This window comes from Flavobacterium degerlachei, assembly GCF_900106645.1.
GTDB lineage: Bacteria > Bacteroidota > Bacteroidia > Flavobacteriales > Flavobacteriaceae > Flavobacterium > Flavobacterium degerlachei.
The window spans coordinates 305,125-331,637 of record NZ_FNMV01000001.1; the positions used below are offsets into that span (position 1 = coordinate 305,125).

A 26,513-nucleotide genomic window follows, 5' to 3' on the forward strand; every position below is an offset into this window, starting at 1 on the left:
ATGAAGCAGAACCAAACAGAGATTTAATTAATTCAACTACATACAATTTCCTGAAATTTTGAAAAAAAATCAATATGGGTTTCAATAAAATAAAAAAAAATCCAATTGTTTTACAGAGTTTTACAACTATGTTTTTAAGAATCATAGGGGTAATCACTCTTTTTGGTTTTTCTTTGTTTTTAACCCATAATTACGACCCAAAAATCATTGGTCAATTTGACTTTATAAGAATGGTTTTATTGGTTTTAAGCAGTATTTGTGTTCTGGGTACTGATCAATCCATATTATATTTTACCGGCATTTTAAAAAGCAGCAATGAAACAGAAAAGTTAAGGGCGATTTATAAAAAAATTGCTGTGCTGATTTTTGCATTGTCTATGCTGGTGTTGATTGTGTTTTTAATCATTGGTCAAAATAGAATTAATGTTTTTTTTAATCAAAAAGGCACCTATTTACTGATTTATAAGGCCATTATCGCCTTGTTTTTCTATTGTATAACTTTGTTTAATACTGAAACAATTAGAGCATTAGACAAAATTTATACTGCTGAATTGTTTAGAAATACCTTTAAGTATGTTTCCGTTATTATTGGGGCTGTCGTTTTGTTTTATATACATGAGGAAAGCTATTTGGTAGATACTTTTTTAGTTGGGTTTGTTGCACTTTCGATTATAACGACGATTATTGTTTTTAGACTGTTCGAAAAGCAAAAAAACGATTCAGTACTTGTAGATGACACGGATCGTTTTAACTACTCTTTTATCGCTCACAAATCATATCCTATGGCTATAAGTAATTTAGCTATTTTCTTGATGATGACCTTTGATGTAGTGTTTTTGAAAAAGTTTAAAGGAGATGAAACAGTCGCTTATTATTCAATTGTGATGAAGTTAGTTTCTGTTTTGTTCATGATTAACAACTCCGTGTATATTTCTGTTTCTTTAAAAATTGCACAGCTTTATACTGAAAAGAATCACAGAGAATTAGTAAAAGTATTGAGAGAAAGCGCGAGAATAATTGTTATGTTGACATTGGCGGTGGTTATAACCGTTTGTTTGTTTTCTGAAGATATTTTATATTTCTTTGGAGAAAACTATATAGAAGGAAAACAGGCGCTCTTGATATTAATGGTGGGTCAATTGTTGGCTTCTTTTTTTGGAGTTGCTGCGATATATTTGAATATGACGGGAAGACAAAGTATTTTCCAAGTCATCTTGATTTTTGCGGTATTGCTTAATTTAGTTCTAAATATTATATTAATCCCAATGTATTCAATGACAGGAGCAGCAATTGCTTTTGTTGCGAGTTTACTTTTTTGGAATATAATTACAGCAATAATTATTTATAAAAAAGATAAAGTAGTGGTTCTATTTCATTAAAAATCGATTGTAAACAGCATCGATTTTTAACTGAATTATTCATAAACAAATTAAGGTTTCCTATAAAAAGCAAAAATGCGAACACTAGTTAAAAAAAATAAGGCAGTATTTATAGGGTTGTTTTTTTGCAATTTACTAGTTGCCTTTTTGACGCCTTATATTTTACCGGAAAGGTATTTTAATGATACTGTAATAATTGTGTTTGACAAAGGGCGCGAAATAGGTTGGTTTGGTAGTTATCCGTTTGCGATTATGTTTTATAAACTTACGGGTTTACGGCATCTCTCTTTTTTTCTTATTGCCTTGATTCAATTTCCCATAGTAACCTACATATTATATAAAATTGGGGTTCCGCACAACTTTCATAAGCTAAATGTAAAAAATATTTTGGTCTATATTGGACTGCTGCTTTTAGGAATATATATGTCGATGCCCACTAAGGAATTCATTACGTTTTTAATGTTTTGTACTATTCCTTTTATATTTCAATCTAATAAAAAGCCAGTATTTAAAATTGCGTTTTCACTTATTTTAATCGCTTGTTTTTCATTTTTCAGGCCTTATTATCTTTTGATGCCAATATTTGCAATTGGAATGTATTTACTGTCGTTTATCAAATTTGAAAACAAAACAATATCGATTATTTTTTATGGAATATTGATCGCGATTTTTTTATCACTGAGTCACGGAGCTATAAGAGGAGAATATATTTCGAAACAGACAAGGGAAAATTATGTCGTTGAGAATATAAATAAAAAGAATATAAATACGGCTGTAGTATCGCCAATATCACAAGACACATGGTACGGTGAAGCATTTGGTATTGTTTATGGTTTTATGGCTGTAAATGTACCCGTAATTGAAGCAATTAAACATATTTTATCACCACAAGTATTGGTTTTTGTATTGTGGCAGTTATTGCTATTTTATATTTTGTTTGTCCGGTTTTCCAGATGTTTAAAAAACAGGAAACAATATCAATTTGAGTTATGGACCTTATTGATTTTATTTGCTTTTTTTATCGTTCAAGGTATATTTGAACCAGATTTAGGCACTTCTATCCGACATAAAATAGGGCTTTTTCCTTTAATATATTTTGCATTGTATTATGAAGATTTCAGAAAAGACATTCGACAAAGTATTTAATTTATTTCTGTTTCTAATTGCTATTACATTAATTTTCAGAAAACTGTCTACTGTTTTTTTGATAGCTTTTGTAGTTTTCAATTTGCTGTTTTTAAAAAAAATAAAAATTTCAAAAAAACAACTGCCAATTATCTTGTTAGTGGCAGCTCCATTCTTAATGGAAATGTTGTTTTTTTGGAATAATGATTCTTACGCTCTCGGCTTAAAATCATTAGAGAAAAGTGTTTCGCTACTGTTTTTCCCAATATTTATAATTGGAAATTATCAGCGTATTCAATTTATAAAAATTTTGAAAGCCTATTGCATCACTACAACGCTTATTATGGTCTTCTTTTTTGTACGTTTTATAGTGCTGGACTCGGAGCATTTTTTTAAGTACCTCAATGGGAAAGACCTTTGGGAAATGGGCTATGTTTTTGCTGACAGTATTGGTATTCATGCACCAGCGCTCAATATGCACTTGGCTTTTGTTGCTTTTTCTAATTTTTATTTCTTGTTTGAAGCTTCCAAAATTAATTACAGTAAATGGTCTAAAACAAGAGATTTACTAGTTTTAATTATTTCCTTCTTTTTTGTTTTGTATGTGAATACCAGAATGGCTTTATTAGCCACTTTAATTGGTTTTCTGATAGTTGTTTATTTCCAAATTTCAAAAAGATACAGCTCTAATGTAATCTTCAAAAGAGCGATAATTTCTCTAGTTTTGATTGCTTCAGTTTTATTTTTATTCATACAGAAGAATCCCTTTATGAAAGAGAAGTATTCGACTCAAATTTTTTCGAATATGGATAAAGTAGGGAAATTAGACGAGATCGATCATCCTGAAATAGCGGTTTATAGTTCTTTTGTTACAAGGGTTTCCATCTGGAAATCGGTCTGGGAATTATCACTCAAGAACCTTCCTTTTGGAGTAGGAGCTTCAGATGGAAAGGCAGAATTAGTAAAGTATTTTAAAGAAACGAATCAGGTATTTCTAGCGGAATATGAGTTTCCAACGCACAATCAATTTTTAGATTTTTTATTGAAATTTGGAATATTGGGTCCCATTGTTGCCTTGTTCTATATTGGATTTATTGCTTATTTGGGAATTAAGACTAAAAACGCAGTTATAATATCGTTCTTTTTATTGTTTTTTACCTCAAACCTGACAGATGATTTTCTGCTTCGTTTTGATGGAATTGTCTTCAGCGGATTATGGATTTCTATATTTGCTAGTTATTGGCTTCAACAAAAAAGGGAGGCAATTTTAGCTTAATATTTTTAGAATGAAACAAAAAAACCGCTTATTTAGCGGTTTCAATTACATCTTTTTTAAATTCTAGATGTGGGTATATTTCTCCAACTTCTGAAAATTGTTGCAGTGTTTCCATAGGTACATTTTTCACAACATAATCTTTTCCAGGAGGCAATGTTTTTATATAATCATCTGTTGCTGCTATTGAATTTGTTCTCCAACGAGCGCCTTCTTTTATTAAATACCATTGACCATTAGTTCCTAAAACTATTTTGCCTTCGTAACGGTCAAAGTCAGTAACTTCGACTTTTACTTCATTAGATGTTTCCGGTGCAATCTCTTGCATGGCATCTTGCTGAGGCGTTTCCTCGTTCTTGTTTCCGCATGACAATGAAAATACTACAACAAGAGTCGCAATTAAAAACCTTTTTTTCATTTGAATTTATTTAATATAGTAAAATTAAAATTTTGGTAAATATCGCTATTTTTTTTATCAAAGAAACTGACTATATTTCATAAATTTAATTGTCTTTTTTTAAAGATTCAAATGGCATAATTTAAGGCAATACTATGTAATCATTAAAATAATGATACATTTGGATTTAAATGCAAATGGATAAATTGCGCATATAATTAAAATGGCAAAAACGAAAATAGCTCATCTATTACATTCCTTAGGAGGAGTCGATATTTATGTAAGATTGTTATTAAATAACATTGATACAGACTCATTTGAAAATATAGTCATTCATGGCACTAAAGACACCGCTGTGCCTTTTTTGGATAAAAATAAGAAGAATCTAAAAGAGTATAAAATTTCAATTTTTAGAGAAATATCAATATTCAATGATCTAAAAGCTACCTATCAAACCTACCAAATTTTAAAGAAAGAAAAACCCGATTTAATACATAGCCATAGTGCTAAAGGAGGGATAATAGGAAGGGTTTTAGGACCAATATTAGGTGTAAAAGTAATTTATACACCTCATGCTTTCTCGTATTTGAGCAGCCAAAGTAAATTAAAAAGAGGCATTTTTCTGGCTATTGAAAAACTGCTGGCAAAAAGAAGCAGTTTGCTGTTAGCAACCTCTAATTCTGAGAAAAAACGTGCGATTGATGAAGTGGGGTTTGATCCTCAAAACACCATCGTTTTTAATAACTGTATTGAACCAATATTAAAAATAGAACCCTTATCCATTCCTAAAACATGGCCTGATTATTATATCTGCACCGTGGGCCGACCTTCTTATCAAAAAAATATTGAACAGATGGTAAGGGTAATGAATGAGGTGAATAAAGAAGTTAAAATTCATTTAGTGGTAATGGGAGTAGGGCCTGTTTCAGATCAATTAGAATCAGTAAAAAGTCTTATTCAAGAACTTGATATGGAGAATGAGGTAACTCTTCTGAGCTGGACTGAAAGAACAGACGTTTTTAATATAATTGACCAATCTAAATTGTATATTTCGACAGCTCGATATGAAGGGCTTCCATACGCTGTCATAGAAAGTTTAGCATTATCGAAGCCTTGTGTCGTAACAAATTGTGACGGAAATAGAGATTTAATTAAAGACGGTTTTAACGGTTTTGTTATTAATGAAGACGTGATTCAATTCAAGGAGAAAATTTTAGAGTTGCTCGGAGATGAAAAGTTATTAGAGCGCATGTCAAAAAAATCGCAGCAAGTTTTTGCGGAAAATTTTTCAATTAAATCAAATATCAAACAATTGGAAGCAATTTATAAAAGCTACAATTAATTATAACAAATTCATGTTTAGAGAAGTAATTAAAAAAAGGATTAAAAAAGAAAAATTTAACCCTGGGGTACTTGGTTTTTTTATCAACTATAATTTTCTGATTAGAAGATCGATATTTTCAGTTATTAAGGATCATGCCGCTAAATTAGATGGTTCATTATTAGATTTTGGTTGTGGTACAAAACCGTACAAGGATTTATTTGTCAATGTAAAAGAGTACATCGGAGTTGATTATAAAATAGAAGGAAGAGAACAAAATACTGATGAAATTGACCGTTTTTATGATGGAAAAGTGATTCCATTTGAGAACGAAAGATTCGATTCTATCTTATCTACAGAAGTCTTGGAACATGTTTTTAATATTGATGAATTGTTGCAAGAGTTTAATCGAGTTTTAAAAGAAAAGGGGAGAGCAATAATAACAACTCCATTTACATGGGAAGAACATGAAATGCCTTATGATTTTGCTAGATATACTACTCCAGCCTTACAATTTTTATATCAAAAACATGGTTTTAGAGTTATTGAAAATTTTAAAACAGGGAATTATATTGAAGTGATTTTTCAATTTCAGTTAAATTACATAAAGAACATACTTCCCAGCAACAAGAATGTAAGGCAGGTATTTCTTATTCCTTTCATCATTTTCTTCAATTTTTTTGGACTACTGTTCAGTTTTATATTACCAGTAGATAAAAACGCCTATTTTAACAATGTCTTTGTGTTGGAAAAAACATCAAATATGGTAGAGTAAATAGTGGATTTGATAAATCGATTTACAATACTAAAAATTTTATACTAATTACTTTCGGAATCCTAATGATAAAGTTATTTTTGACAGAATCAAATTTATCATAAAAGCGGAGGTCCGTTTTTTTTATTCGCTTCTGTATTTTTTTATACAGGCATATTTCTAAATGTTTTACTATGAAAAGGATACTTATCACTGGTGCAGCCGGATTTTTGGGATCACATTTATGTGACCGTTTTATTAAAGAGGGTTATTTTGTTATTGGCATGGATAATCTCATCACTGGAGATTTAAAAAATATAGAACACCTGTTCAAACTGGAAAATTTCGAATTTTATCATCATGATATCACAAAATTCGTCCATGTTCCTGGTCAATTGGATTATATCTTACATTTTGCCTCACCGGCAAGCCCTATCGACTATTTAAAAATTCCAATTCAAACACTAAAAGTGGGCTCTCTTGGAACACATAATCTTTTAGGTCTGGCAAGAGTGAAGAAAGCTCGAATCCTGATCGCTTCAACATCTGAAGTGTATGGAGATCCCTTAGTTCATCCACAAACGGAGGAATACTATGGTAATGTAAACACAATAGGGCCCAGAGGGGTTTATGACGAGGCTAAGCGCTTTCAGGAATCCATAACGATGGCCTATCATACTTTTCACGGGGTAGAGACTAGAATTGTACGTATATTCAATACCTACGGTCCAAGAATGCGACTAAATGATGGAAGAGTTATTCCTGCATTTATCGGTCAGGCTTTGCGTGGTGAAGACCTCACTATTTTTGGCGACGGTATGCAAACACGTTCTTTCTGTTATGTGGATGATCAGGTGGAAGGTATTTTCAGATTGTTGCATTCGGATTACGTATATCCAGTGAATATTGGAAATCCTGACGAAATCACAATTAAGGATTTTGCTGAAGAGATTATAAAATTGACGGGTACCAATCAAAAGATTGTCTACCATGCTTTGCCAGAAAATGATCCTTTGCAACGTCAGCCAGACATCACTAAGGCCAAAGAAATTCTGGGTTGGGACGTTACAGTAAATCGTGCCGAAGGAATGAAAATAACCTATGATTATTTTAGATCATTATCAAAAGAGGAACTTTCAAAAGAAGAACACAAAGATTTCTCTAAATACATCAATTAAAATAGGATACATTTAAACCAATAAATTTAATTCTATTACAATTCAGTTAGAATAGATTCGCTACTCATGACATTACCCCAAATAGGAAGATATTCAAAATACATAAGGCCAATAAGTATCTTAATGGACTTATGTATTATTTCTGTTTTAGGGTTTTTTTTATTCGAAGATCTTAAAATAAATCTTGTTTTCTATTTAATATACCAAGGATTAGGCTGGATCGTTATTGCATTTCTTATAAAGTTTTATGGAGTCTATCGCTTTACAAAACCTATAGAAATAATCTCGAAAATAATAAAACAAGGCGTTCTTTTTCTTTTGATTGTCATTGCTTTTTTCCCCTTTTCGGATCAGGCTATTTTTAATGCGGAGCGTATTGGTTTATCCATAGTATGTAGCTTGATTTTAATCACTATTTCAAAATTATTTTTGTTTTATTGTTTGATAAAATACCGACTAATAGTAGGGAATAATCGCAGATACGCTGTAATCGTAGGCTATACGCCAGAATCTATTCAACTGAAAGAGCTTTTTGAAACTAGGAAAGATTATGGTTATCAGTTTTTGGGTTACTTTTCAGATAAAAAAATAAATCCAGAAATTAAGGGGAATTTGTTGGATTTTAAGAGCTTTTCAATAGCAAATCAAGTAGATGAAATATACTGTTCGCTAAGTGAAGTTTCAAATTCACAACTGAAAGATTTAGTAGAATTTGCTGATGAAAACAATAAAACAATAAAATTCATTCCAGACACAAAAGAGATTTTTTCAAAGAATTTAAAGGTAGATTTTTACGATTTTTTTCCTGTACTATCTTTGAAAGACACTCTTTTAAATGAGCCGACAATAAAGATATTTAAACGTTTTTTTGATATTATTTTTTCGTTGATTGTAATAATTGGTGTGTTATCTTGGTTAGCACCGTTGTTGGCAATTTTAATTAAATTAGAGTCCAAAGGTCCTATTATGTTCAAGCAAGGAAGACCGGGAATTGGTGAAAAACCATTTAACTGTTATAAATTTCGTTCGATGCAAATAAATGCGGTCTCAGAAACAGAGGCTTCTAAAGACGACCCTAGAGTTACTAAGATAGGGAAATTGATGCGGAAATCGAGTATTGATGAAATGCCTCAATTTGTAAATGTTTTGTTTGGAGATATGTCTATTGTTGGACCGCGGCCTCATCTTTGGTCACAAAATAAAACTTATGGCGGTAAAATTAAGAAATACATGAAGCGTCATTATGTAAAACCTGGGATTACGGGTCTAGCTCAAGTTAGTGGTTATAGAGGAGAGATTGAGACCGAAAAAGACATGATTAACAGGATAAAAATGGATGTTTTTTACATTGAAAATTGGTCTGTAATTTTAGATTTAAAAATCATTTACATGACTATTGTAAATATTTTAAAAGGAGATAAAAAAGCATATTAAAAATGGAAAGTCCACTTGTATCTGTAATTATTCCCACATTCAATTCTGAAAAATTTATTTCAGATGCGATTTTTTCTGTGCAAAATCAAAGCTACTTGAATTGGGAAATTATCCTTGTTGATGATTGTTCTACTGATGCAACTCTTAGTATTGTTTCAGAAATGGCTTTAAACGATAAGCGAATTAAATACTCTAAATTATCCAAAAATTCTGGAACTGGAGTGGCAAGAAATTCGGCTTTGGCTGAAGCCAAAGGAAAGTATATAGCTTTCTTGGATGCTGATGATTTATGGAAGGCCAATAAGTTAGAGCTACAGCTTAATTTCATGAAAACCAATAAATTGCCATTCACTTTTTCTTTTTATGACTGTATTGATGAAGAGGGGAAGCCCTTAAATAAAAGAGTGGAAGCGCCTATAAATTTGAGTTATCGACAATTGTTTTTTTGTAATTATATTGGGAATTTGACTGCTATTTATGATGTCAATTGCTTTGGCAAAATCCCCATTTCCTCTATTCGTAAACGCCAAGATTGGATGCTGTGGTTAACAGTTTTGAAAAAGATAAAAGTTGCCCATCCTGTTACTGAAAGTTTAGCGTATTATAGAGTAAGAGATAACTCCATTTCGACTTCTAAGTTTGATTTGATAAAATATAATTTTGCAGTTTATAGAAAGTATCATGGTTTTAGTTTTCTTTTTGCCGTAGCTTGTATGAAACTATTTTTATTCACACAATTGTTGATAAAGCCATGGTATATCAAGACAATTAAACCATCGATTTAAACTGTTTCAATTTCCCTCTTTTGTTTCTTTTTAAAACAGCTTTTCTTATAAAACTAAACTTTAAGTTGGGTTCCAAATACAGAATAATGGCTTGTTCAATTTTTTCAATTTGAACTAAATTTAATTCATTATCGCTAACATATTTTATCTGAAAAGTATCTATTTTGGTTTGCTTAATCGTAAACTCTTTCACATTTCCGTCGTCTTCAATGATACTTTTTGTTATGTAGTAAAAGGTTAATCCCGGGGCTTTTTTTCCACTAGGCAATACCGCAATATCATTAGTTCTTCCAATTAGTTTTTTCAGAATCGGTTTTTGAAGGATACTTTTTTTATCCAAGATGCCAATATCACCTATGTCATATCTAATAAAAGGATGTGCTTTGTTAAATAGGGAAGTGATTACAATGCGACCTTCTTTTCCATAAGGTAAAACACAATTATTTTCATCCAAAATTTCCACAAATAAGGTTTCCGAATTCACTTGCCAATCTCCTTCCGGATTCTCAAAAGCTATCAAATCAAGTTCTGATGCGCCGTATTCATTGACAATGGGAATCCCTAATTGTTTTTCTAAAAGTAGTTTATCATCTTCAAAAAGCATTTCTGAGGTAACCATGCAAACTTTAAGCGAAGGACAGATGTCTTTTAGTACGATATTTTTTCGCTGCAAAAATTTAGCAAAAAGTACAATTGAACTAGTATATCCGTTGATGTAGTCGAATTTTTTGTTTCTAAAGTGAGTCAGGAATTCTTCCAAAACTGGATCTGACAAGTCAAAAATGGCAAAACGGAAACGATTGCTTAAAAAATCTTTTAATCTCTCTTTTTTATTACCAATGAAATCCATCGGGATTCCATAAAAACGAGCTTGGTATGAGTTGTTAAAATCAAGACCGTACCAACCAAACCGATAGATGTTTGAAGCCCAAGTCAAAGCATGGCAATATTTGTCTTTGGCAAAAACAAAAGGATCTCCGCTTGAACCTGATGTTTTGTTTCGATAAATGTTTTTAAGTGTATAGCCGTTAGAAAGCCTTTCCTGCAAAGGTTTTTGCAAGTTTTTTTTATTCAAAATAGGCAAATCGGCCCAATTATTACAATCTTTTTCACCAACTAATTCCCGATAAAACGGATTATTTTCCAAATGGAAAGATACAATTTCTTTCTTTTTTTGTTCAATAAAAACCTGCTTATCCAATTCAGATAGCGCTGTGATTTTCAATAAATCGGCATTGGCCCTTTTTATTGGATATCCGTTTAATTGAAGCGATAAGTCAAAAAGAGATAGCATTTTATGTGTTTATTTGGTCAAAAATAATATTTAACGGCAACTAATAGGGGAGAACCAACAAGTTTTTAAAAATTAATTATTATTTACGTGCAAAAGCAATTATTTTTGCACGACAACTAAAATAACAACACATGAATATTTTACTATTGGGTTCAGGAGGAAGAGAACATGCATTTGCATGGAAAATGATTCAAAGCCCGCTTTGTGACACTCTTTTTGTAGCACCGGGAAATGCAGGGACCGCTTCGATTGCAACGAACGTCAACATGAGTCCAACAGATTTTGATGCCATAAAAGCATTTGTAATTCAGGAAAAAGTAGAAATGGTTGTTGTAGGGCCGGAAGATCCTTTGGTAAAAGGGATTTACGACTTTTTTCTAAATGACGATAAATTAAAGCATATACCAGTTATTGGTCCCTCAAAAATAGGAGCACAACTAGAAGGAAGTAAGGAGTTTGCAAAGGAATTCCTGGTAAAACACAATATTCCAACCGCAGCTTATGATAGTTTTACTGCTGAGACTGTAGAAAAAGGATGTGATTTCCTTGAAACTCTAAAACCTCCGTATGTATTAAAAGCGGATGGATTAGCGGCAGGAAAAGGGGTTTTGATTATTCATGATTTGGCAGAAGCCAAAGAAGAATTGAGAAACATGTTAGTAAATAAAAAATTTGGTGCTGCAAGTTCAAAAGTAGTTATCGAAGAATTCCTTGACGGAATTGAATTGAGCTGTTTTGTTCTTACAGACGGTAAAAGTTATAAAATTTTGCCAACGGCCAAAGATTACAAACGTATTGGCGAAGGCGACACAGGACTAAATACAGGCGGAATGGGAGCTGTTTCTCCGGTTCCTTATGTAAATGCTGTTTTGATGGAAAAAATAGAAACACGTATCGTTAAACCTACGATTGACGGTTTCCAGAAAGATGGAATTCCTTATAAAGGATTTGTTTTTATTGGATTGATTAATGTTAATAACGAACCAATTGTTATTGAATACAATGTAAGAATGGGTGATCCAGAGACCGAAGTGGTGGTTCCTAGATTAAAAACGGATTTAGTTCAATTGTTTATGGCTGTAGCCAATGAAAAGCTAGACGAAATCACACTTGAAATTGACGAAAGAAGCGCGACTACTGTTATGCTTGTTTCTGGTGGTTATCCTGAAGATTTTGAAAAAGGAAAAGTTATTTCTGGATTAGAAAACATCACCGATTCAATTGTTTTTCACGCAGGAACAAAATTGAATGACAATGAAGTTGTTACTAATGGAGGAAGAGTATTAGCAATAACGTCTTATGGGAATGACTTCCAAGAGGCCATAAAAAAATCTTACCAAAATATAGACAAGCTACATTTTGATAAGATGAATTTTAGAAAAGATATCGGTAACGATCTTTTATAGAAAAATATGATACTTAACCCTAAATTTTATTTGGGGTTAGGTTATTTTATTTAAAAAAAGAGTGCGCTGTAGTATCTTGGTTTTCTTCTCCATTGTCTTCAAATATTTTTAATTGTTTGATCCAATATACCATTGCAACCGCACAAATAATCATGAAAATCCAATTGATTGTATTAGCAACAAACCAAGATGAAAGTTCCAAAGAACGTAAAAAATCTAGGGGAGCAAATAAAATATTTACAAATAGGTATTGAATTCCTTCAAAAAATGCTTTCATATCGTATAAAATTATTTTGTTATTTTTTTAATTCTCAGCGTAAAGGATTTTCTTTTTAAACTAAAGGGTTTCCTTTTTAAACAAGTATTATATTTACAGTCACAAAAGTATAAAATATCCTTATGATTACAAGTGTTTTTAAAAAATCTACACCATTAAATTTTTCTCTTGTTGTATTTTTAATTTTTATCTTTTTTTTAATTTATCAAATTCAAGATCTGAGTTGGACTAATTCTGCTTTGATGATTTTTCAAAGAGTGGGATTGTTGTCAGTTTTGTTTGCTTCCGTTTTTATCTCAAATTTCGTTTCAAAAAAGAACGGAATGAGTAAAGACAGTAGTTACACGGTTTTATTCTACTTATTATTTCTGCTATTTTTCCCTTCGGTCTTAGATAATATTAACTTAGTTCTAGCTAATTTCTTTATCCTTTTGGCACTTCGAAGATTAATTTCACTTCAGTCACTAACTGCCTCTAAAGAAAAAATATTCGATGCCTCTTTATGGATTTTTGTAGCCTCTATGTTCCATTTTTGGAGTATTATTTTTATCATTTTGGTTTTTATTTCTATAATGTTTCATGTTGCAAGTGATTATAGAAACTGGATATTGCCGTTTATTGCTTTTTTTGCTGTTGCAATTATCTTTACATTCTTTTCATTAATATTCAATATTAGCGGGATTGAATATATAAATAGAAGTGTAAAAACGAGTTTTGAGATTAGTTACTTTACTAATAATTACCAAAATGCTGCTTTATCAATCTATGCAACTGCTGCTATATTTTTTGTAGTTTCCATGTTTGCAACACTTTCAAACAGACCTTTGCTACTACAATCCTCATTCAAAAAAATTATCGCTTCCTTTTTTATTGGAGTTTTGATTTTCTTGGTTTCTTCAAATAAAAGTAATGATTTACTGATTTTTACAATAGCGCCCTTGGCAATAATGGCAACAGCTCATATTGAACTGCCACAAATAAAGTTAAAAAAGGAAATGGTTTTAGTGGTGCTTATCGCCTGTAGTTTATTTGCTTTTTTCTCTCAATTATAATTTAGTTCCATAAGCCAAATCTCCTGCATCACCAAGTCCTGGTACAATATAACTGTGTTCATCCAGCTTTTCGTCTAAGGAAGCAATCCAAAGATGGCAATTATCAGGTAACTTACTTTCAAGAAGAGCGATTCCTTCTGGAGCGGCAATGACCACTGCAATATGAACTTCCTTTGGATTTCCTTTCTCCATTAGTTTATTAAAAACAGCAACAATAGATTGTCCTGTTGCAAGCATTGGGTCAACAATAAGTAAGTATTTGTCATTAAAATCAGCAATGGCTTGGTATTCAACTACAATATCAAAGTAGTCATCATTATTGGGATGGTGTCTATACGCTGAAATAAAACCATTTTCAGCATTGTCAAAATAATTCAAAAAACCCATATGCAAAGGCAAGCCAGCACGTAAAATGGAGCAAACAACCAATTGATCCGAAATTTCCGTTGTTTTTTTTATGCCAAGAGGGGTTTGGATTTCTATATCTCTATAGTGCAATTGTTTACTCAATTCATAAGACATTATCTCACCAATTCGCTCAATATTTCGTCTAAAACGCATACTGTCATTATGGACATTTACATTCCTGATTTGGCCTAAAAAGTGATTAAGTACGCTATTGGTTTCTGATAAATTATGAATTTGCATGATTGTATTTATTTGAAGTTTTATTCAAAAAATCAAGTTTTATATTGATTTTCGGGATCCAAAAATAGAATTGTTATTTGGAATTTTTTTATAAAAGTATAAAAAGTATCTTTGTATCTATAAAAATATAAAATTATGTTTTCAAAACTAGCGTATTCAATATTCGAACAAAGTATTAAAGATTATCATGAATTTGATAATGTTGACCAACCTATAAATAATCCATTCCCTAAAGACAAATTCGAACATTTATTATATGTGAAAAATTGGATTGACACGGTGCAATGGCATTTTGAAGATATTATTCGTGATCCTAATATTGATCCAGTGGCTGCATTGACCTTGAAAAGAAGAATTGACGCTTCAAATCAAGAACGTACGGACATGGTAGAATATATTGACGGTTACTTTTTACAAAAATACAGTGATGTAAAAGTGAAAGAAAACGCTAAGATAAACTCTGAAAGTCCAGCATGGGCATTTGACAGATTATCAATTTTAGCATTGAAAATTTATCACATGAATGAGGAAGCGACTCGTGAAGAAGCGTCTCAGGATCACAGGGATAAATGTCAGGCAAAATTAAATATATTGTTAGAACAAAGAACTGATTTGTCAACAGCGATCGATGATTTGTTGACAGATATTGAAAACGGTGATAAATTCATGAAGGTGTACAAGCAAATGAAAATGTACAATGACGATGAATTGAACCCAGTTTTGTACCAAGGAAAAAAATAAGAAAAGATAATTTAAACCATTAAGAGATTAAGAAAATTAAGTGAAACTTAATGAGCCTTAATCTCTTAATGGTTTTTATACATTTAGTTAATTGCCAAATAAGATTAAGCATATAGCCGTCATGAGACTTTCCGCAATGGGAGATGTCGCCATGACGGTTCCTGTTTTACGCGCATTTGTGATTCAACATCCAGAAGTTAAAATAACAGTCATTTCGCGTCCTTTTTTCAAACCTTTTTTTGAAGGAATTCCCCAAGTTTCCTTTTTTAGTTTTGACGAAAAAGAACGTCACAAAGGATTTTCAGGATTGTTGCGTTTGTACCAAGATTTAAAAAAATTGGATGTCGATGCTTTCGCAGATTTGCACAACGTTTTGCGTTCTAAAGTGATCAGAACACTTTTTGCTTTAGGCGGAAAAAAAGTAGCAGCAGTCGATAAAGGTCGTGAAGGAAAAAAAGCACTGACTCGCAGTGAAAATAAAATCCTGAAACAACTACCCAGCATGTTTGAAAGACATGCAGAGGTATTTGCTACATTAGGTTTCTCCATAGATTTAGCAAATCCTATTTTTCCTAAAAAAGCAGTTTTAAAGGAAGACATTACTGCTATAATAGGCACTGCAAACCTAAAACTGATTGGAATTGCCCCTTTTGCGCAATACGATTCTAAAGTCTATCCTTTGGACTTGATGCGGTCAGTAATCGAAGAATTGTCGAAAAATCCAAACAATAAAATTCTACTTTTTGGAGGAGGAAAAAAAGAAATTGAAATTCTGGATTCTCTTTCGAATAATAAAAGCAATGTTATTAATATGGCTGGTAAAATCAAGTTAAATCAAGAACTTGAACTGATCAGTAATCTTGACGTTATGCTTTCTATGGATTCTGGAAATGCACATATTGCGGCAATGCTAGGTGTAAAAGTCATTTCGCTTTATGGTGCAACGCATCCTTTTGCCGGATTTATGCCTTTTAATCAGGTAATAGATAACGCTTTGTTAGCTGACAGGAATAAATATCCTTTGTTGCCAACCTCTGTTTACGGCAATAAAATAGTTCCTGGTTATGAAGATGCTATGCGAACTATTTCAGTTGAAAAAGTAATTGATAAGATTAATTCAGTTCTTTTTTAGTGATTTTTTTTCTACCAATAGAACAACTGAAATTCCTATTACATAAGTCATTAGATCCCAGAAAGAAAATGAAGTGCCAATAACTGTTTTGGCGAGACTTGAATTTTCAAGACCAAGCATTTCGATCCCATTAAAATATTGCAAAGTTTCTATTGCGAAAGAAAAAATAAAAACAAATAGAGCCACATTAAAAACAGGCCAATCAAAAAATGATTTTATAAAGCAATAAATCAAAATAACCACCAATACATCGCCCAAATAAGGTCTTACAAAAGCATCATGAACATAAAGCGCAATAAAAACTTCTGTCCAAAAAATTATAAAAGCTAGTAAAAAGTACTTTTTGTTGAAGGTTAGCAAACCGGTCATTTATTTTTTAAATATAATTAGAAAGTATATACTGCTCTGTTATTAGTGAAATAAGTATACTAAAAAGTTAACGCAGAAGGATTTTGAGTTAAAAATAACGAAAAATAATACTTCCCAAAAATAAAAAAACTTCCCTTTTCAAGGAAGTTTTAATTATGATTTTAGCTACTTACTAAACATCATCATAATCTATATAGATACTTTCTGATGTAGGATGTGCTTGACAAGTCAAGATTAATCCGCTAGCAATTTCTTTATCAGTAAGAATCGAATTTTTAGTCATTTCAGCAGTTCCAGAAGTTACGCGCGCAAGACAACTACTGCAAATTCCTCCTTGACAGGAATACGGAGCGTCAATACCTTGTTTTAATGCTGCATCAAGGATTGTTTGTTTTTGCGACATTTCAAAAATCGTTTCCTCGTCATCAACCATAACAGTAATTTTCGAATGACCTTCTAGTGATTCAGTAATTACGTTTTCATGAGAAGAGGTCGTGAAAAGCTCGAATTTAATAGCCGATTCTTTTACATTTTTCTCCTTTAAAACACCTGAAACTAGTTCGATCATTTCCTCTGGACCACACAAATAGAACTTATCAAATTCCAATGCTGCGTGTTTGTTATTCAAAACAAAATTTACGGTAGATTTTTCTATTCGGCCAAACAAAGCGTTTTCTACTTTCGCTTGGCTGTAAATATTGTGGACAAATAAACGACTTACATATTTTAATTGTAGGTCATGTAATTCTTGGTGAAAGATCGTTTCCTCTGGGGTTTTATTCCCATAAACAAGAACAAACGTGCTTTTAGGTTCGCTTTTTAGCATCGATTTAATAATCGAAATAACGGGTGTTATACCGCTACCAGATACAAAAGCGGCGTAGTTTTTTTGACGATCTGCTTGTGGTTCAAATGTGAATTTCCCTTCAGGTTTCCCTACTTCAAGTGCGTCTCCTGCTTTTAGTTTTGTATTGGCAAACTGAGAAAAAGCACCATTTTTAACCGCTTTAACCGCAATACGTAATTCACCACTTTCTGGTGATGAACATATAGAATAGGCACGACGAATTTCTTGACCGTCTAATTTTAGTCTCAAATTAACATATTGACCAGCAATAAAAGTATAGTTTGGTTTTAATTCTTCGGGAACATTAAAAAGTATGGAAACTGCAGCTGCGGTTTCGCGCTTTACTTCTTTTATAATTAATTTTAAAAAGGATGGCATAGGATAATTTTTTTACAAATATACTAAAGAGATTAGGTTTCTTAAATCAAAGTGTTTGAAAATTTATATACATAGAATAGTTATGTATAAGAAACTTATGTATATTTGATTTTTAAAATTAGATTGCTTCGTACCTCGCAATGACAAAAAATGAAAAACTCACAATTATATAAAGGAAGTTTAAATACGATCATCATGAAGTTGCTGGAGGAAAACGGCAAGATGTACGGCTATGAAATCACCCAAAAAGTAAAAATAATTACCCATGGCGAACTCAATATTACCGAGGGTGCTTTGTATCCTGCCTTGCACAAACTCGAAGCCGAAGGTATACTGGATGTTGAGATTGCAAAGGTAGACAACCGCATGCGCAAATATTATAAACTCACCGAGAGTGGTCAAAAAGAAACCGTAAACCGACTTGCAGAATTAGAGGATTTTATCCGAAACATGCAAAGCTTAGTGAACCCGAAATCTAACCTAGAATTTTAATTTTTAGCCAATGAAATTAACTACTCAACAAATAGAATACGTAGAAAATTATATCATTAGTAAGGATATCAAATGGTATGAATTGCAAGTAGAACTAACGGATCACATGGTCACTAGTATGGAGGAATTTTGGGAAAAAGATCCTGAGCTTACTTTTCATCAGGTGAAATACTATGCTGAAGATAAATTTGGCAGGAACGGGTTTAAAGTAATTGAAGAGGAGCGTACTCAAATTCTTAGAAAAGAGTTTAGAAGAGCACAATTAAAAATGATTGCGGAGTATTTTAAATTCCCGAAAATTATTTTAGGTATTCTGTTAGGCTTTCTAGCTTTTAAGGCATCTTTTTATTTTGATGAACCAGTAAAGTTTGTTGCAATTTTATTCGGTTTATTAGCAGTACTTATTATTCCAGCATTCTATTCTTTTTATATAAATAGAAAAATTAATGGGAAACGTTTTTTAGAATTGAATATTAATCATGGTACTTTCACTGGAATTTTTGGATTGATGTACTGGGTAATGTATTTTTTAAATTCTTTTAAGGAGTCGGTTCAATCACATCCAATTTTAATATTAGCTTTATGTTGTTTATGGGTAGTGGGAATCTTATTTTTAATTACTGGAATTCATCTTCAAAAGAAGACAATTGAGAACGTAAAAAGGCAATACCAACTCACTTAATTTGCTATGAAACTAACCAACCAACAAATCACAACCATAGATGAAACCTTAGTTTTAAACGGCTTTGTCTATGACGATATCAAGCTCGAATTAGTAGACCATATTGCTACAGAAATTGAGTCGGAAGCTAGTATTGAAGACAAACCTTTTGAGGTTGTTTTAAAAGAGGTTTTTGATAGATGGAAGCCGCAATTGAAGCCAACTTCACATAATTTATTACTAGGTTATGGGTTTTTAGCCCCAAAGATTATTTCGGATAAATTTGCCGATGACAAAAAAAAGGAACTAATTGCTTCAGGAATTACTGTCTGTTTGCTTACGGTTTTAATTTTATTGATTGGAAATAAATTTCAGAACCCCTCGGTTTTATCGGGTATTGTATTTTTTTTACAATCGACATCACTAGTGGGTGCATTATTGATGATAAGCGGTAAATTATTTGTTTTAAAATCTAAAATAAATACGACTCATCTATTCTGGTTTAAGAAAAGTTTTAATCTGCTTCTGCTTTACGGTTTACTCATTGGGTTAGGTTTTTTTCCTATTCTTCCTTCGAATAAAAATACAGGAATAAAATTAGGTGGCTTGATTGTTACATTGATTTACTTGTTCTTGCTTTACGGGACTTTAAAGCAATTTTACAAGCATTTTCTATTCGAAAAAAAATTATCAACTTCTAAGCCATGAAACTAACTAGCGAACAAATAGACCAACTTTTTAGTTTTACCCGCCAGCATTATGTGGAATGGTATGACTTGCAATCAGAACTGGTCGACCATCTCGCGAATGCCATTGAAACGCAATGGGAAGAGAATCCCAAACTTACTTTTGACCAAGCCCTGAATGCTGAATTCAAGAAGTTTGGCGTATTTGGCTTTATGGATGTGGTCGAAAAACGTCAGGCTGTTTTAAGCAAAAAATACAATCGTTTGGTTTGGGAACATTTTAAAGACTTTTTTGGAATTCCTAAGATTGTGTTGTTAATTGCTATGACACTAGGGTTGTTTAGTATTCTTAAAATAAATTTTTACAGCCAATGGATTTTCATAGGACTGTATCTCATTTTGATTGTGTTTTCATTTCGTGAAATGTTCAAAAACAGCAAGCGCAAAAAGCAACAAATAAAAGAAGTCCAAAAAAGATGGTTGTTTGAAGAGATTATTAATCAATACGGTAGTTTTTCTGTGATAGCGCTTACGCCTTTAAATATTTTCATTCAGTTGCTAAATCACTCTAAGGACATTTTATCAAACCCCTATTATACATTGGGCTTAAGTTTCTTGTTTGTGCTTTTTGCTATTATCGTTTTCATCATCTTTAAAATCATGCCAGCCAAGGCAGAGGATTATTTGCTAGCCACTTACCCAGAATATAAATTAGATAGACTGTAACATTTTCTTACTTTTATTTACTTACTATGAAACTAAACCATTAAACTATGTTCAAACGTTTTATTTATCTAGAATGGAAAGCTTTTACAAGGTCAGCTTCTTTCGCAACTAATTTGGCTTTAAAAATCTTGATGGGGTTTGTAGCTATTTATTTCATATTGGTTTTCTTAGCATTAGGAGTTGGAGCTTTTTATTTTTTGAGAAAAATGAACTTAGATCCAATAGTTACGGTAAATAAATTCATGATTTATTATATTTTGATGGATTTAATTATCAGATTTATGCTGCAAAAAATCCCAGTAATGAATATTCGTCCTTTGTTGATTTTCCCCATAAAAAAATCCACAATCGTACATTTCTCTTTGGGAAAAACTATTTTGTCATTCTTTAATTTATTGCATGGCTTTTTCTTGCTTCCATTTAGTATTGTTTTAATTGTTGAAGGTTATGATGTGGTGTCTGTATTGCTTTGGTTTACAGCGATGTTTTCATTGGTTTACATTAATAATTTTCTAAATGTAATATTGAGTAATAAAGACAATCTATTTGCTATTTCAGTTGGCTTTTTTGCTGTTTTAGGAGGATTACATTATTATGGTTTTTTCAATATTACTGATTATACAGCGCCTTTTTTTGATGCTATTTTTAATAGCTATTGGGCTTTTGCAATTCCAGTATTTGTTTTAATCGCTTTATATTATTTTACTTTTCAATATTTCAAAAATGATTTATACCTCGATGCTGGTTTAAATAGTAAACTTGACATTGCAAAAACGGAAGAGTTAACGTGGTTAAACCAATTTGGAACCATTGGAACGTTCTTAAAAAATGACATCAAATTGATCAAAAGAAACAAACGTTCAAAAACCACGGTAGGACTAAGTGTCATGTTTCTTTTTTATGGTTTTCTTTTCTTTACAAACGGAATAGAGGCATACAACAATCCTGTGATGCACATTTTTGCCGGAATTTTTGTCTCTGGAGGATTTCTGATCACTTTTGGACAATTTGTACCTAGCTGGGACAGCGCCTATTATCAGTTAATGATGACACAAAACATTCCTTATAAAGGCTATCTGAGTTCAAAATGGTGGCTAATGGTAATTGCTACGATTGTGACCACAATAATTGCATCGTTCTATCTTTACTTTGGATTGCAGGTGTATTTAACCATTATTGTAGGTGCAATTTATAATATTGGAGTCAATTCTCATTTGGTTTTGTTGGGTGGCGCATATACTAAAACACCAATTGACTTGAGTTCTGGTAAAGGTGCTTTTGGAGATAAAAAAGCATTTAATATCAAAACCATGCTGATTTCTATACCACAACTAGTTTTACCTGTATTATTGTATTGGGTAGGTTCAACTTTAGTAAATGCTAATGTAGGATTAGTTCTAGTCGCATCAGTAGGTGTATTAGGTTTTGCATTAAAAGACAGAGCTTTTACCTTGATTGAAAAAATTTATAAATCCGAGAAATACGCAACAATCGCTGCCTATAAGCAAAAAGGCTAAGTCTGCAGTTGCACTAAGTGATTACCAAAACAATAACCAAATAACCGCATTAACCTTTCAAATATGATTCAAGTAAACAACCTTTCGAAAACATATAACGGAACAACCGTATTAAAAATTGATTATCTAGAAATAAAAAAAGGCGAAAGCTTAGGGTTAGTAGGGAATAACGGAGCAGGGAAAACCACTTTCTTTAGTTTGTTATTGGATTTAATCCAACCTTCAACAGGAAACATTATCAATAATGAAGTTCAAGTCAATACTAGCGAAAACTGGAAACCATTCACAGCTTCTTTTCTTGACGAAAGTTTTTTAATAGGATATCTCACGCCAGAGGAATACTTTTATTTTATAGGCGATTTACGAGGACAAAATAAAGCCGATGTTGATGCTTTACTTGCTAAACATGAAGAGTTTTTTAATGGAGAAATCCTGAAAAACAAAAAATATTTACGTGATTTATCTAAAGGAAACCAGAAAAAAGTGGGAATTATTGCTACGCTTATAGGTAATCCAGAAGTGATTATATTAGACGAGCCCTTTGCAAATTTAGATCCTACAACGGTAAACCGATTAAAAAAAGTAATTAAGGAACTTTCAGAAAATCCTAATATAACGATACTGGTTTCCAGTCATGATTTGCAGCATACAGTAGAAGTTTGCGATAGGATTGTCGCCTTAAACAAAGGAGAGCTTGTAAAAGACATTAAAACCTCTGAAGAGACCTTACAGGAGTTAGAAACGTTTTTCGCCGTTTAAATTTCTATATTTCGAAAAGAAACGTATTTTTACCAGTCATTATACTAAAAGACATTTTTAAAAGTTTAATGATAAAAACGTTTACCATTGAAAATAAACTTATTTAGATATTCAATTCCAGTAGGATTGTTAGTTTTTTTGGTAGCCTGCTCTACTAAGAACAACAGTTTCTTGTCTAGAAATTCTCATGCTTTAAGCACCCAATACAATATTTTATACAACGGTCAAATAGGATTAGACAAAGGTGTTGAGAGCATAAAATCCAGTAGCAATGACAATTTTTGGAAACGTTTGCCCATCGAAAGAATGCAAATTAACGAAGAGTTAACTGCAGAGGGGAAAACTAAAAACCAGGATTTTGAATTGGCTGAAACCAAAGCAACCAAAGCTATTCAAAAACATTCTATGAATATTGACGGCAGGGAAAGGAACTCTCAAATAGATGAAGCCTATTTATTGTTAGGGAAAGCCCGTTATTATGACCAAAGATTTATTCCTGCTTTAGACGCATTCAATTACATATTATATAAATACCCAAATAGCAGCAAAATTTATGAAGCTAAAATTTGGCGTGAAAAAGCTAATATGCGCTTGGGCAATGATGCTGTAGTAGTTAGTAACATGTCTAGACTATTGAAGGATCAAAAACTAAATAAGCAGGTTCTTGCTGATGCAAATGCACTTTTATCACAAGCTTTTTTAAATCTTGAAGAGAAAGACAGTGCTGTCGCCAAATTAAAATTAGCCGAAAAATACACCAAACGAAACAATGAAAGAGCGAGATATCGATTTATATTGGGACAGCTCTATGAAGAATTAGGTAAGAAAGACAGTGCTTTATATAGTTATGAGTCCGTAATAGAGATGAATCGAAAATCTGAAAGGAAGTACGTTATTCAATCGCAAGCAAGGAAAGCACAGTTATTTGACTATCAAAAAGGAGATACTACTGCCTTCCTGAAAAATTACAACAAATTGATTGCTGACCGTGAAAATAGACCATTTTTGGACTTACTTTTCTATCAGAAAGCTGTTTTTTATGACAAAAATGGCAATCAAAAACTAGCTTCTAAGTTTTATAATGCCTCACTAAAAAAAGCAACGACAGACGAATATTTGATTGCCTCAAATTATAGAGATTTAGGAAATTTGTATTTTAAAGAAGCGAAGTATCCAATTGCAGCGAAGTATTACGACAGCACTTTAGTCAAACTTGATGTAAAAACTAGAGAATTCATTCATATTCAGAAAATTAGAAAGGATTTAGACGAAGTTATTCTATACGAAGCATTAGCCTCAAGAAATGACAGTATTATAAATATCGTTTCATTGCCTGAAGCAGGAAGAGTTATGTACTTTGAAAACTTTATAGAGAAACTAAAAAAGGAAGACGAAGTTAAAAGAATAGCGGAAGCGGAATTACAAACGAAACTCGAGAACATTGAGAGAAACAGCAAAACGCTATCTATTGACCCAGCCATTGCTAACCAAAATCCAGGAATGTCAGTACGGAAATCACCGCTATTGCCTCCGTCAATGACAAGTATAAATCAAGAACAGAACACGTTCTACTTTTATAATCCTACAACAGTAGCATTTGGGAAAGTAGAATTTAAAAAAACATGGGGGCAAAGGGCTTTAAAAGGAAACTGGCGTCAATCATCATTCAATCCAACGGCAATTTCAAATATAGCTTCAACAGATACAATTAATTCCACCCTAAAATCTGAAGGAGATGCTGTAGCAGAATCAGAGCAAATTATAGACGAATACACTACTGATTTCTATCTAAAACAACTGCCTACAAGTCAAAAAGTGATAGATAGCATTGCTAAGGAGCGTAACTCGGCCTATTATCAACTTGGGGTGATTTATAAAGAAAAATTCAAGGAATACGAATTGGCTACGAACAAACTGGAACAATTATTGAGCAATAATCCAGAAGAAAAGTTGATCCTTCCGGCAATGTATAATTTATATAAAATATACCAAATTACCGATAGTGTCAAAGCAGAAGCGATGAGAAACAGTATCAACAGTAAATATCCGGATTCTCGATATGCACAATTGATAAATAACACAACTGTAGAGGAAGCCTCATTAGTTGGTACTCCTGAAGGGATTTACAACAAATGGTATAAATTGTATGAAGAAGAGAAGTATTTTGCTGTTTTAGAAGAATTAGATGGCTTGATCAATCAGTTTTCAGCTGATGAAATTGTTTCTAAATTTGAATTACTAAAAGCAAATTCAATTGGTAAACTAAAAGGATTATCTGCCTATAAAGTAGCATTACAATATTTAGCGGATAATTACTCGAACACTGAAGAAGGAAAAAATGCACAGGAAATTTTGATCAATCAAATTCCCTTTTTAGAAAAAATGGATTTTAATACCAAAGACACTAAAAACTGGAAAATTCTTTATAGAGTGACAACAAAAGAAGACAATAGCACAAAAGCAATTGAAGATAAAATAAAGAAATTTATTACCACTAATAATGGTCAAGGATTAAAATATTCATTTGATATTTATACTGGTAAAGAGAATTTCATAACAGTTCACGGTTTAAACAGTGAAGCGCATGCTCGAAATATAGCTTCGCTTTTGAAAGTAAATAAAGAATATAAAATTGAGGAACTAGCAGTTGTGATCACAAATGAAAATTATAAAGTAGCCCAAATCAATAAAAATCTTGATGCTTATTTAGCATCAATATACAAATAGACATGTTTAATAAAAAAGCGAAGCCCTACACTGAACTTTTAGGAAAAACCAATAGAATAGTTGAAGGAACCATTATTAAAGGGGATATCATCTCTACAGCTGATTTCAGGCTTGACGGGGAGTTAATTGGTAATTTTCAATCTACCGGAAAACTGGTCATTGGGCCTTCTGGAAGTATTATTGGAGATATCATATGCAATAATGCTGATATTGAAGGGAAATTTAATGGAAATATTCAAGTTACTGAAGTCCTAAACGTGAAATCTAAAGCAAGTATTCACGGCGAGGTAACGGTGGGAAAATTATCCGTAGAACCAGGTGCTGATTTCAGCGCTTCTTGTGTAATGAAGATTAATGTAAAAAAACTCTACATAACTGATGGACAAGAAAACAAACAAACAAAAACTAACTAATAAATGGCTTGTAATGATGAATATTCCTTTTCAAATGGGAATCATCATTTTTAGTTTCACTTATTTAGGAATGTGGCTCGATGAAAAATATACAGACACTTCTATTTTCACCATAATATTATCATTAACATCTGTTTTTTTATCGTTGTATAACATTATAAGGCAGGTTAAAAATTTAAATAAAGAAAATTAATGCAAAAAATTTACAGTTTCCTAAAATACATAATTCCATTTTCTGTCGTCTTATTTTTCGTACAAAATTATATTATTAATACAGTTTTTGAAAAAAGTTTGTTTTTCTATTCTACTTGGAGTATTTATCTTTTTCACTTTATAATTACAGTATTATCTTATTTGTTCTTGTTATTTGTAAATAAAACCTTTCCTGACAAAACAGGATTTGCGTTTATGGGAGTAAGTCTGATAAAGATGATGGCTGCAGTCGTTTTCTTAATTCCACTCCTTCAATCAGACCTTAAAAATCAGATTCCTGACGTAGGAGCTTTTTTTATTCCGTATTTTTTATACCTGCTTTTTGAAACTTTCTTTGCGATTAGTCTGATAAACAAGCATTAAATTATATATTTAGCGAATTTTAGGGTTGTAAATAGGAACATAACCTTAAAAACTAAATGATATATTTTCAATTGTGAATAAATTATGTACCTTTGCAAAAAATTTTAAAACCTAAAATTAGACAACAATTAATAATGATTATTTCAAAAAAACCACTTCAGTTCTT

28 protein-coding genes are annotated in these 26,513 nt (G+C 31.9%); 22 read left to right on the forward strand and 6 right to left on the reverse strand.

The window, feature by feature from the left end:
• Window positions 1–74: 74 nt before the first annotated feature.
• From BLV91_RS01285 to BLV91_RS01295, 3 genes are all read left to right on the forward strand, one after another.
• On the forward strand, window positions 75–1,379 hold the full coding sequence (locus BLV91_RS01285; protein WP_091428730.1) for a lipopolysaccharide biosynthesis protein: 1,305 nt from the start codon (window positions 75–77) through the stop codon (window positions 1,377–1,379).
• Window positions 1,380–1,454: 75 nt separating this feature from the next.
• Entirely contained in the window at window positions 1,455–2,525 is a 1,071-nt protein-coding gene (locus tag BLV91_RS01290) for a hypothetical protein (RefSeq protein WP_091428733.1), read from the forward strand.
• A complete protein-coding gene (locus tag BLV91_RS01295; RefSeq protein WP_091428735.1) occupies window positions 2,488–3,780 on the forward strand; it encodes an O-antigen ligase family protein in 1,293 nt (430 codons plus the stop codon). The genes BLV91_RS01290 and BLV91_RS01295 overlap by 38 nt, the downstream gene beginning before the upstream one ends.
• Before the next feature lie 28 nt (window positions 3,781–3,808).
• Here the strand turns inward: BLV91_RS01295 and BLV91_RS01300 are convergent, their stop codons facing one another.
• Window positions 3,809–4,195, reverse strand: coding sequence for a hypothetical protein (locus BLV91_RS01300; protein ID WP_091428737.1), 387 nt, complete (start codon window positions 4,193–4,195; stop codon window positions 3,809–3,811).
• Between the two features lie 202 nt (window positions 4,196–4,397).
• Between BLV91_RS01300 and BLV91_RS01305 the strand changes: the two genes are divergently transcribed.
• From BLV91_RS01305 to BLV91_RS01325, 5 genes are all read left to right on the forward strand, one after another.
• Entirely contained in the window at window positions 4,398–5,516 is a 1,119-nt protein-coding gene (locus tag BLV91_RS01305; RefSeq protein ID WP_091428739.1) for a glycosyltransferase, read from the forward strand.
• Between the two features lie 13 nt (window positions 5,517–5,529).
• Window positions 5,530–6,270 (forward strand): class I SAM-dependent methyltransferase, encoded by a 741-nt coding sequence (locus BLV91_RS01310; RefSeq protein WP_091428741.1) that lies wholly within the window; start codon window positions 5,530–5,532, stop codon window positions 6,268–6,270.
• Window positions 6,271–6,443: 173 nt separating this feature from the next.
• Entirely contained in the window at window positions 6,444–7,427 is a 984-nt protein-coding gene (locus tag BLV91_RS01315) for a UDP-glucuronic acid decarboxylase family protein (protein WP_091428743.1), read from the forward strand.
• 66 nt (window positions 7,428–7,493) lie between these two features.
• Entirely contained in the window at window positions 7,494–8,861 is a 1,368-nt protein-coding gene (locus BLV91_RS01320; protein ID WP_245709580.1) for an exopolysaccharide biosynthesis polyprenyl glycosylphosphotransferase, read from the forward strand.
• Between the two features lie 2 nt (window positions 8,862–8,863).
• Entirely contained in the window at window positions 8,864–9,646 is a 783-nt protein-coding gene (locus BLV91_RS01325) for a glycosyltransferase family 2 protein (protein ID WP_091428748.1), read from the forward strand.
• On the opposite strand, the gene BLV91_RS01330 is transcribed toward BLV91_RS01325, so the two are convergent.
• Entirely contained in the window at window positions 9,630–10,940 is a 1,311-nt protein-coding gene (locus tag BLV91_RS01330) for a phenylacetate--CoA ligase family protein (protein WP_091428750.1), read from the reverse strand. The two genes, BLV91_RS01325 and BLV91_RS01330, sit on opposite strands and share 17 nt — an antisense overlap.
• A gap of 131 nt (window positions 10,941–11,071) precedes the next feature.
• Here BLV91_RS01330 and purD point away from each other — a divergent pair, with 131 nt between their 5' ends.
• A complete protein-coding gene (gene purD, locus BLV91_RS01335; RefSeq protein WP_091428752.1) occupies window positions 11,072–12,346 on the forward strand; it encodes a phosphoribosylamine--glycine ligase in 1,275 nt (424 codons plus the stop codon).
• Window positions 12,347–12,392: 46 nt separating this feature from the next.
• On the opposite strand, the gene BLV91_RS01340 is transcribed toward purD, so the two are convergent.
• Window positions 12,393–12,623, reverse strand: coding sequence for a DUF6341 family protein (locus tag BLV91_RS01340; protein WP_091428753.1), 231 nt, complete (start codon window positions 12,621–12,623; stop codon window positions 12,393–12,395).
• 122 nt (window positions 12,624–12,745) lie between these two features.
• Here BLV91_RS01340 and BLV91_RS01345 point away from each other — a divergent pair, with 122 nt between their 5' ends.
• Window positions 12,746–13,675 carry a DUF6427 family protein gene (locus tag BLV91_RS01345; RefSeq protein WP_091428755.1) on the forward strand — a complete coding sequence of 310 codons (930 nt, stop codon included), beginning with the start codon at window positions 12,746–12,748 and terminating at the stop codon, window positions 13,673–13,675.
• Here BLV91_RS01345 and upp read toward each other — a convergent pair.
• Window positions 13,670–14,323 (reverse strand): uracil phosphoribosyltransferase, encoded by a 654-nt coding sequence (gene upp, locus BLV91_RS01350; protein ID WP_091428756.1) that lies wholly within the window; start codon window positions 14,321–14,323, stop codon window positions 13,670–13,672. The genes BLV91_RS01345 and upp overlap by 6 nt on opposite strands.
• Before the next feature lie 135 nt (window positions 14,324–14,458).
• Between upp and BLV91_RS01355 the strand changes: the two genes are divergently transcribed.
• Window positions 14,459–15,064, forward strand: a complete 606-nt coding sequence (locus tag BLV91_RS01355; RefSeq protein WP_091428758.1) for a DUF4254 domain-containing protein — start codon at window positions 14,459–14,461, stop codon at window positions 15,062–15,064.
• A 121-nt stretch (window positions 15,065–15,185) separates the two neighbouring features.
• On the forward strand, window positions 15,186–16,196 hold the full coding sequence (locus BLV91_RS01360) for a glycosyltransferase family 9 protein (protein ID WP_091428760.1): 1,011 nt from the start codon (window positions 15,186–15,188) through the stop codon (window positions 16,194–16,196).
• Here the strand turns inward: BLV91_RS01360 and BLV91_RS01365 are convergent.
• On the reverse strand, window positions 16,182–16,565 hold the full coding sequence (locus tag BLV91_RS01365; protein ID WP_091428762.1) for a ribosomal maturation YjgA family protein: 384 nt from the start codon (window positions 16,563–16,565) through the stop codon (window positions 16,182–16,184). The genes BLV91_RS01360 and BLV91_RS01365 overlap by 15 nt on opposite strands.
• Window positions 16,566–16,737: 172 nt before the next feature.
• Entirely contained in the window at window positions 16,738–17,790 is a 1,053-nt protein-coding gene (locus tag BLV91_RS01370; protein WP_091428764.1) for a ferredoxin--NADP reductase, read from the reverse strand.
• 150 nt (window positions 17,791–17,940) lie between these two features.
• On the opposite strand from BLV91_RS01370, the gene BLV91_RS01375 reads away from it, so the two are divergent.
• From BLV91_RS01375 to BLV91_RS01420, 10 genes are all read left to right on the forward strand, one after another.
• Entirely contained in the window at window positions 17,941–18,282 is a 342-nt protein-coding gene (locus BLV91_RS01375; RefSeq protein WP_091428766.1) for a PadR family transcriptional regulator, read from the forward strand.
• Between the two features lie 10 nt (window positions 18,283–18,292).
• Window positions 18,293–18,964: a hypothetical protein gene (locus tag BLV91_RS01380; RefSeq protein ID WP_091428768.1), complete on the forward strand. Its 672-nt coding sequence runs from the start codon at window positions 18,293–18,295 to the stop codon at window positions 18,962–18,964.
• A 6-nt stretch (window positions 18,965–18,970) separates the two neighbouring features.
• Complete coding sequence (locus tag BLV91_RS01385) at window positions 18,971–19,651, forward strand: hypothetical protein (RefSeq protein ID WP_091428769.1); 681 nt, start codon at window positions 18,971–18,973, stop codon at window positions 19,649–19,651.
• Window positions 19,648–20,355, forward strand: coding sequence for a hypothetical protein (locus BLV91_RS01390; protein WP_091428770.1), 708 nt, complete (start codon window positions 19,648–19,650; stop codon window positions 20,353–20,355). The genes BLV91_RS01385 and BLV91_RS01390 overlap by 4 nt, the downstream gene beginning before the upstream one ends.
• Before the next feature lie 47 nt (window positions 20,356–20,402).
• Entirely contained in the window at window positions 20,403–21,872 is a 1,470-nt protein-coding gene (locus BLV91_RS01395; RefSeq protein WP_091428771.1) for a DUF5687 family protein, read from the forward strand.
• 63 nt (window positions 21,873–21,935) lie between these two features.
• Window positions 21,936–22,631, forward strand: coding sequence for an ABC transporter ATP-binding protein (locus BLV91_RS01400; RefSeq protein WP_091428774.1), 696 nt, complete (start codon window positions 21,936–21,938; stop codon window positions 22,629–22,631).
• A gap of 87 nt (window positions 22,632–22,718) precedes the next feature.
• Complete coding sequence (gene porW, locus BLV91_RS01405) at window positions 22,719–25,358, forward strand: type IX secretion system periplasmic lipoprotein PorW/SprE (protein WP_175513926.1); 2,640 nt, start codon at window positions 22,719–22,721, stop codon at window positions 25,356–25,358.
• A gap of 2 nt (window positions 25,359–25,360) precedes the next feature.
• A complete protein-coding gene (locus tag BLV91_RS01410; RefSeq protein WP_091428776.1) occupies window positions 25,361–25,771 on the forward strand; it encodes a bactofilin family protein in 411 nt (136 codons plus the stop codon).
• A 16-nt stretch (window positions 25,772–25,787) separates the two neighbouring features.
• Window positions 25,788–25,964 carry an AtpZ/AtpI family protein gene (locus tag BLV91_RS01415; RefSeq protein WP_262488593.1) on the forward strand — a complete coding sequence of 59 codons (177 nt, stop codon included), beginning with the start codon at window positions 25,788–25,790 and terminating at the stop codon, window positions 25,962–25,964.
• A complete protein-coding gene (locus BLV91_RS01420; protein ID WP_091428780.1) occupies window positions 25,964–26,347 on the forward strand; it encodes a hypothetical protein in 384 nt (127 codons plus the stop codon). Before BLV91_RS01415 ends, BLV91_RS01420 begins: the two co-directional genes overlap by 1 nt.
• Window positions 26,348–26,513 lie beyond the last annotated feature (166 nt).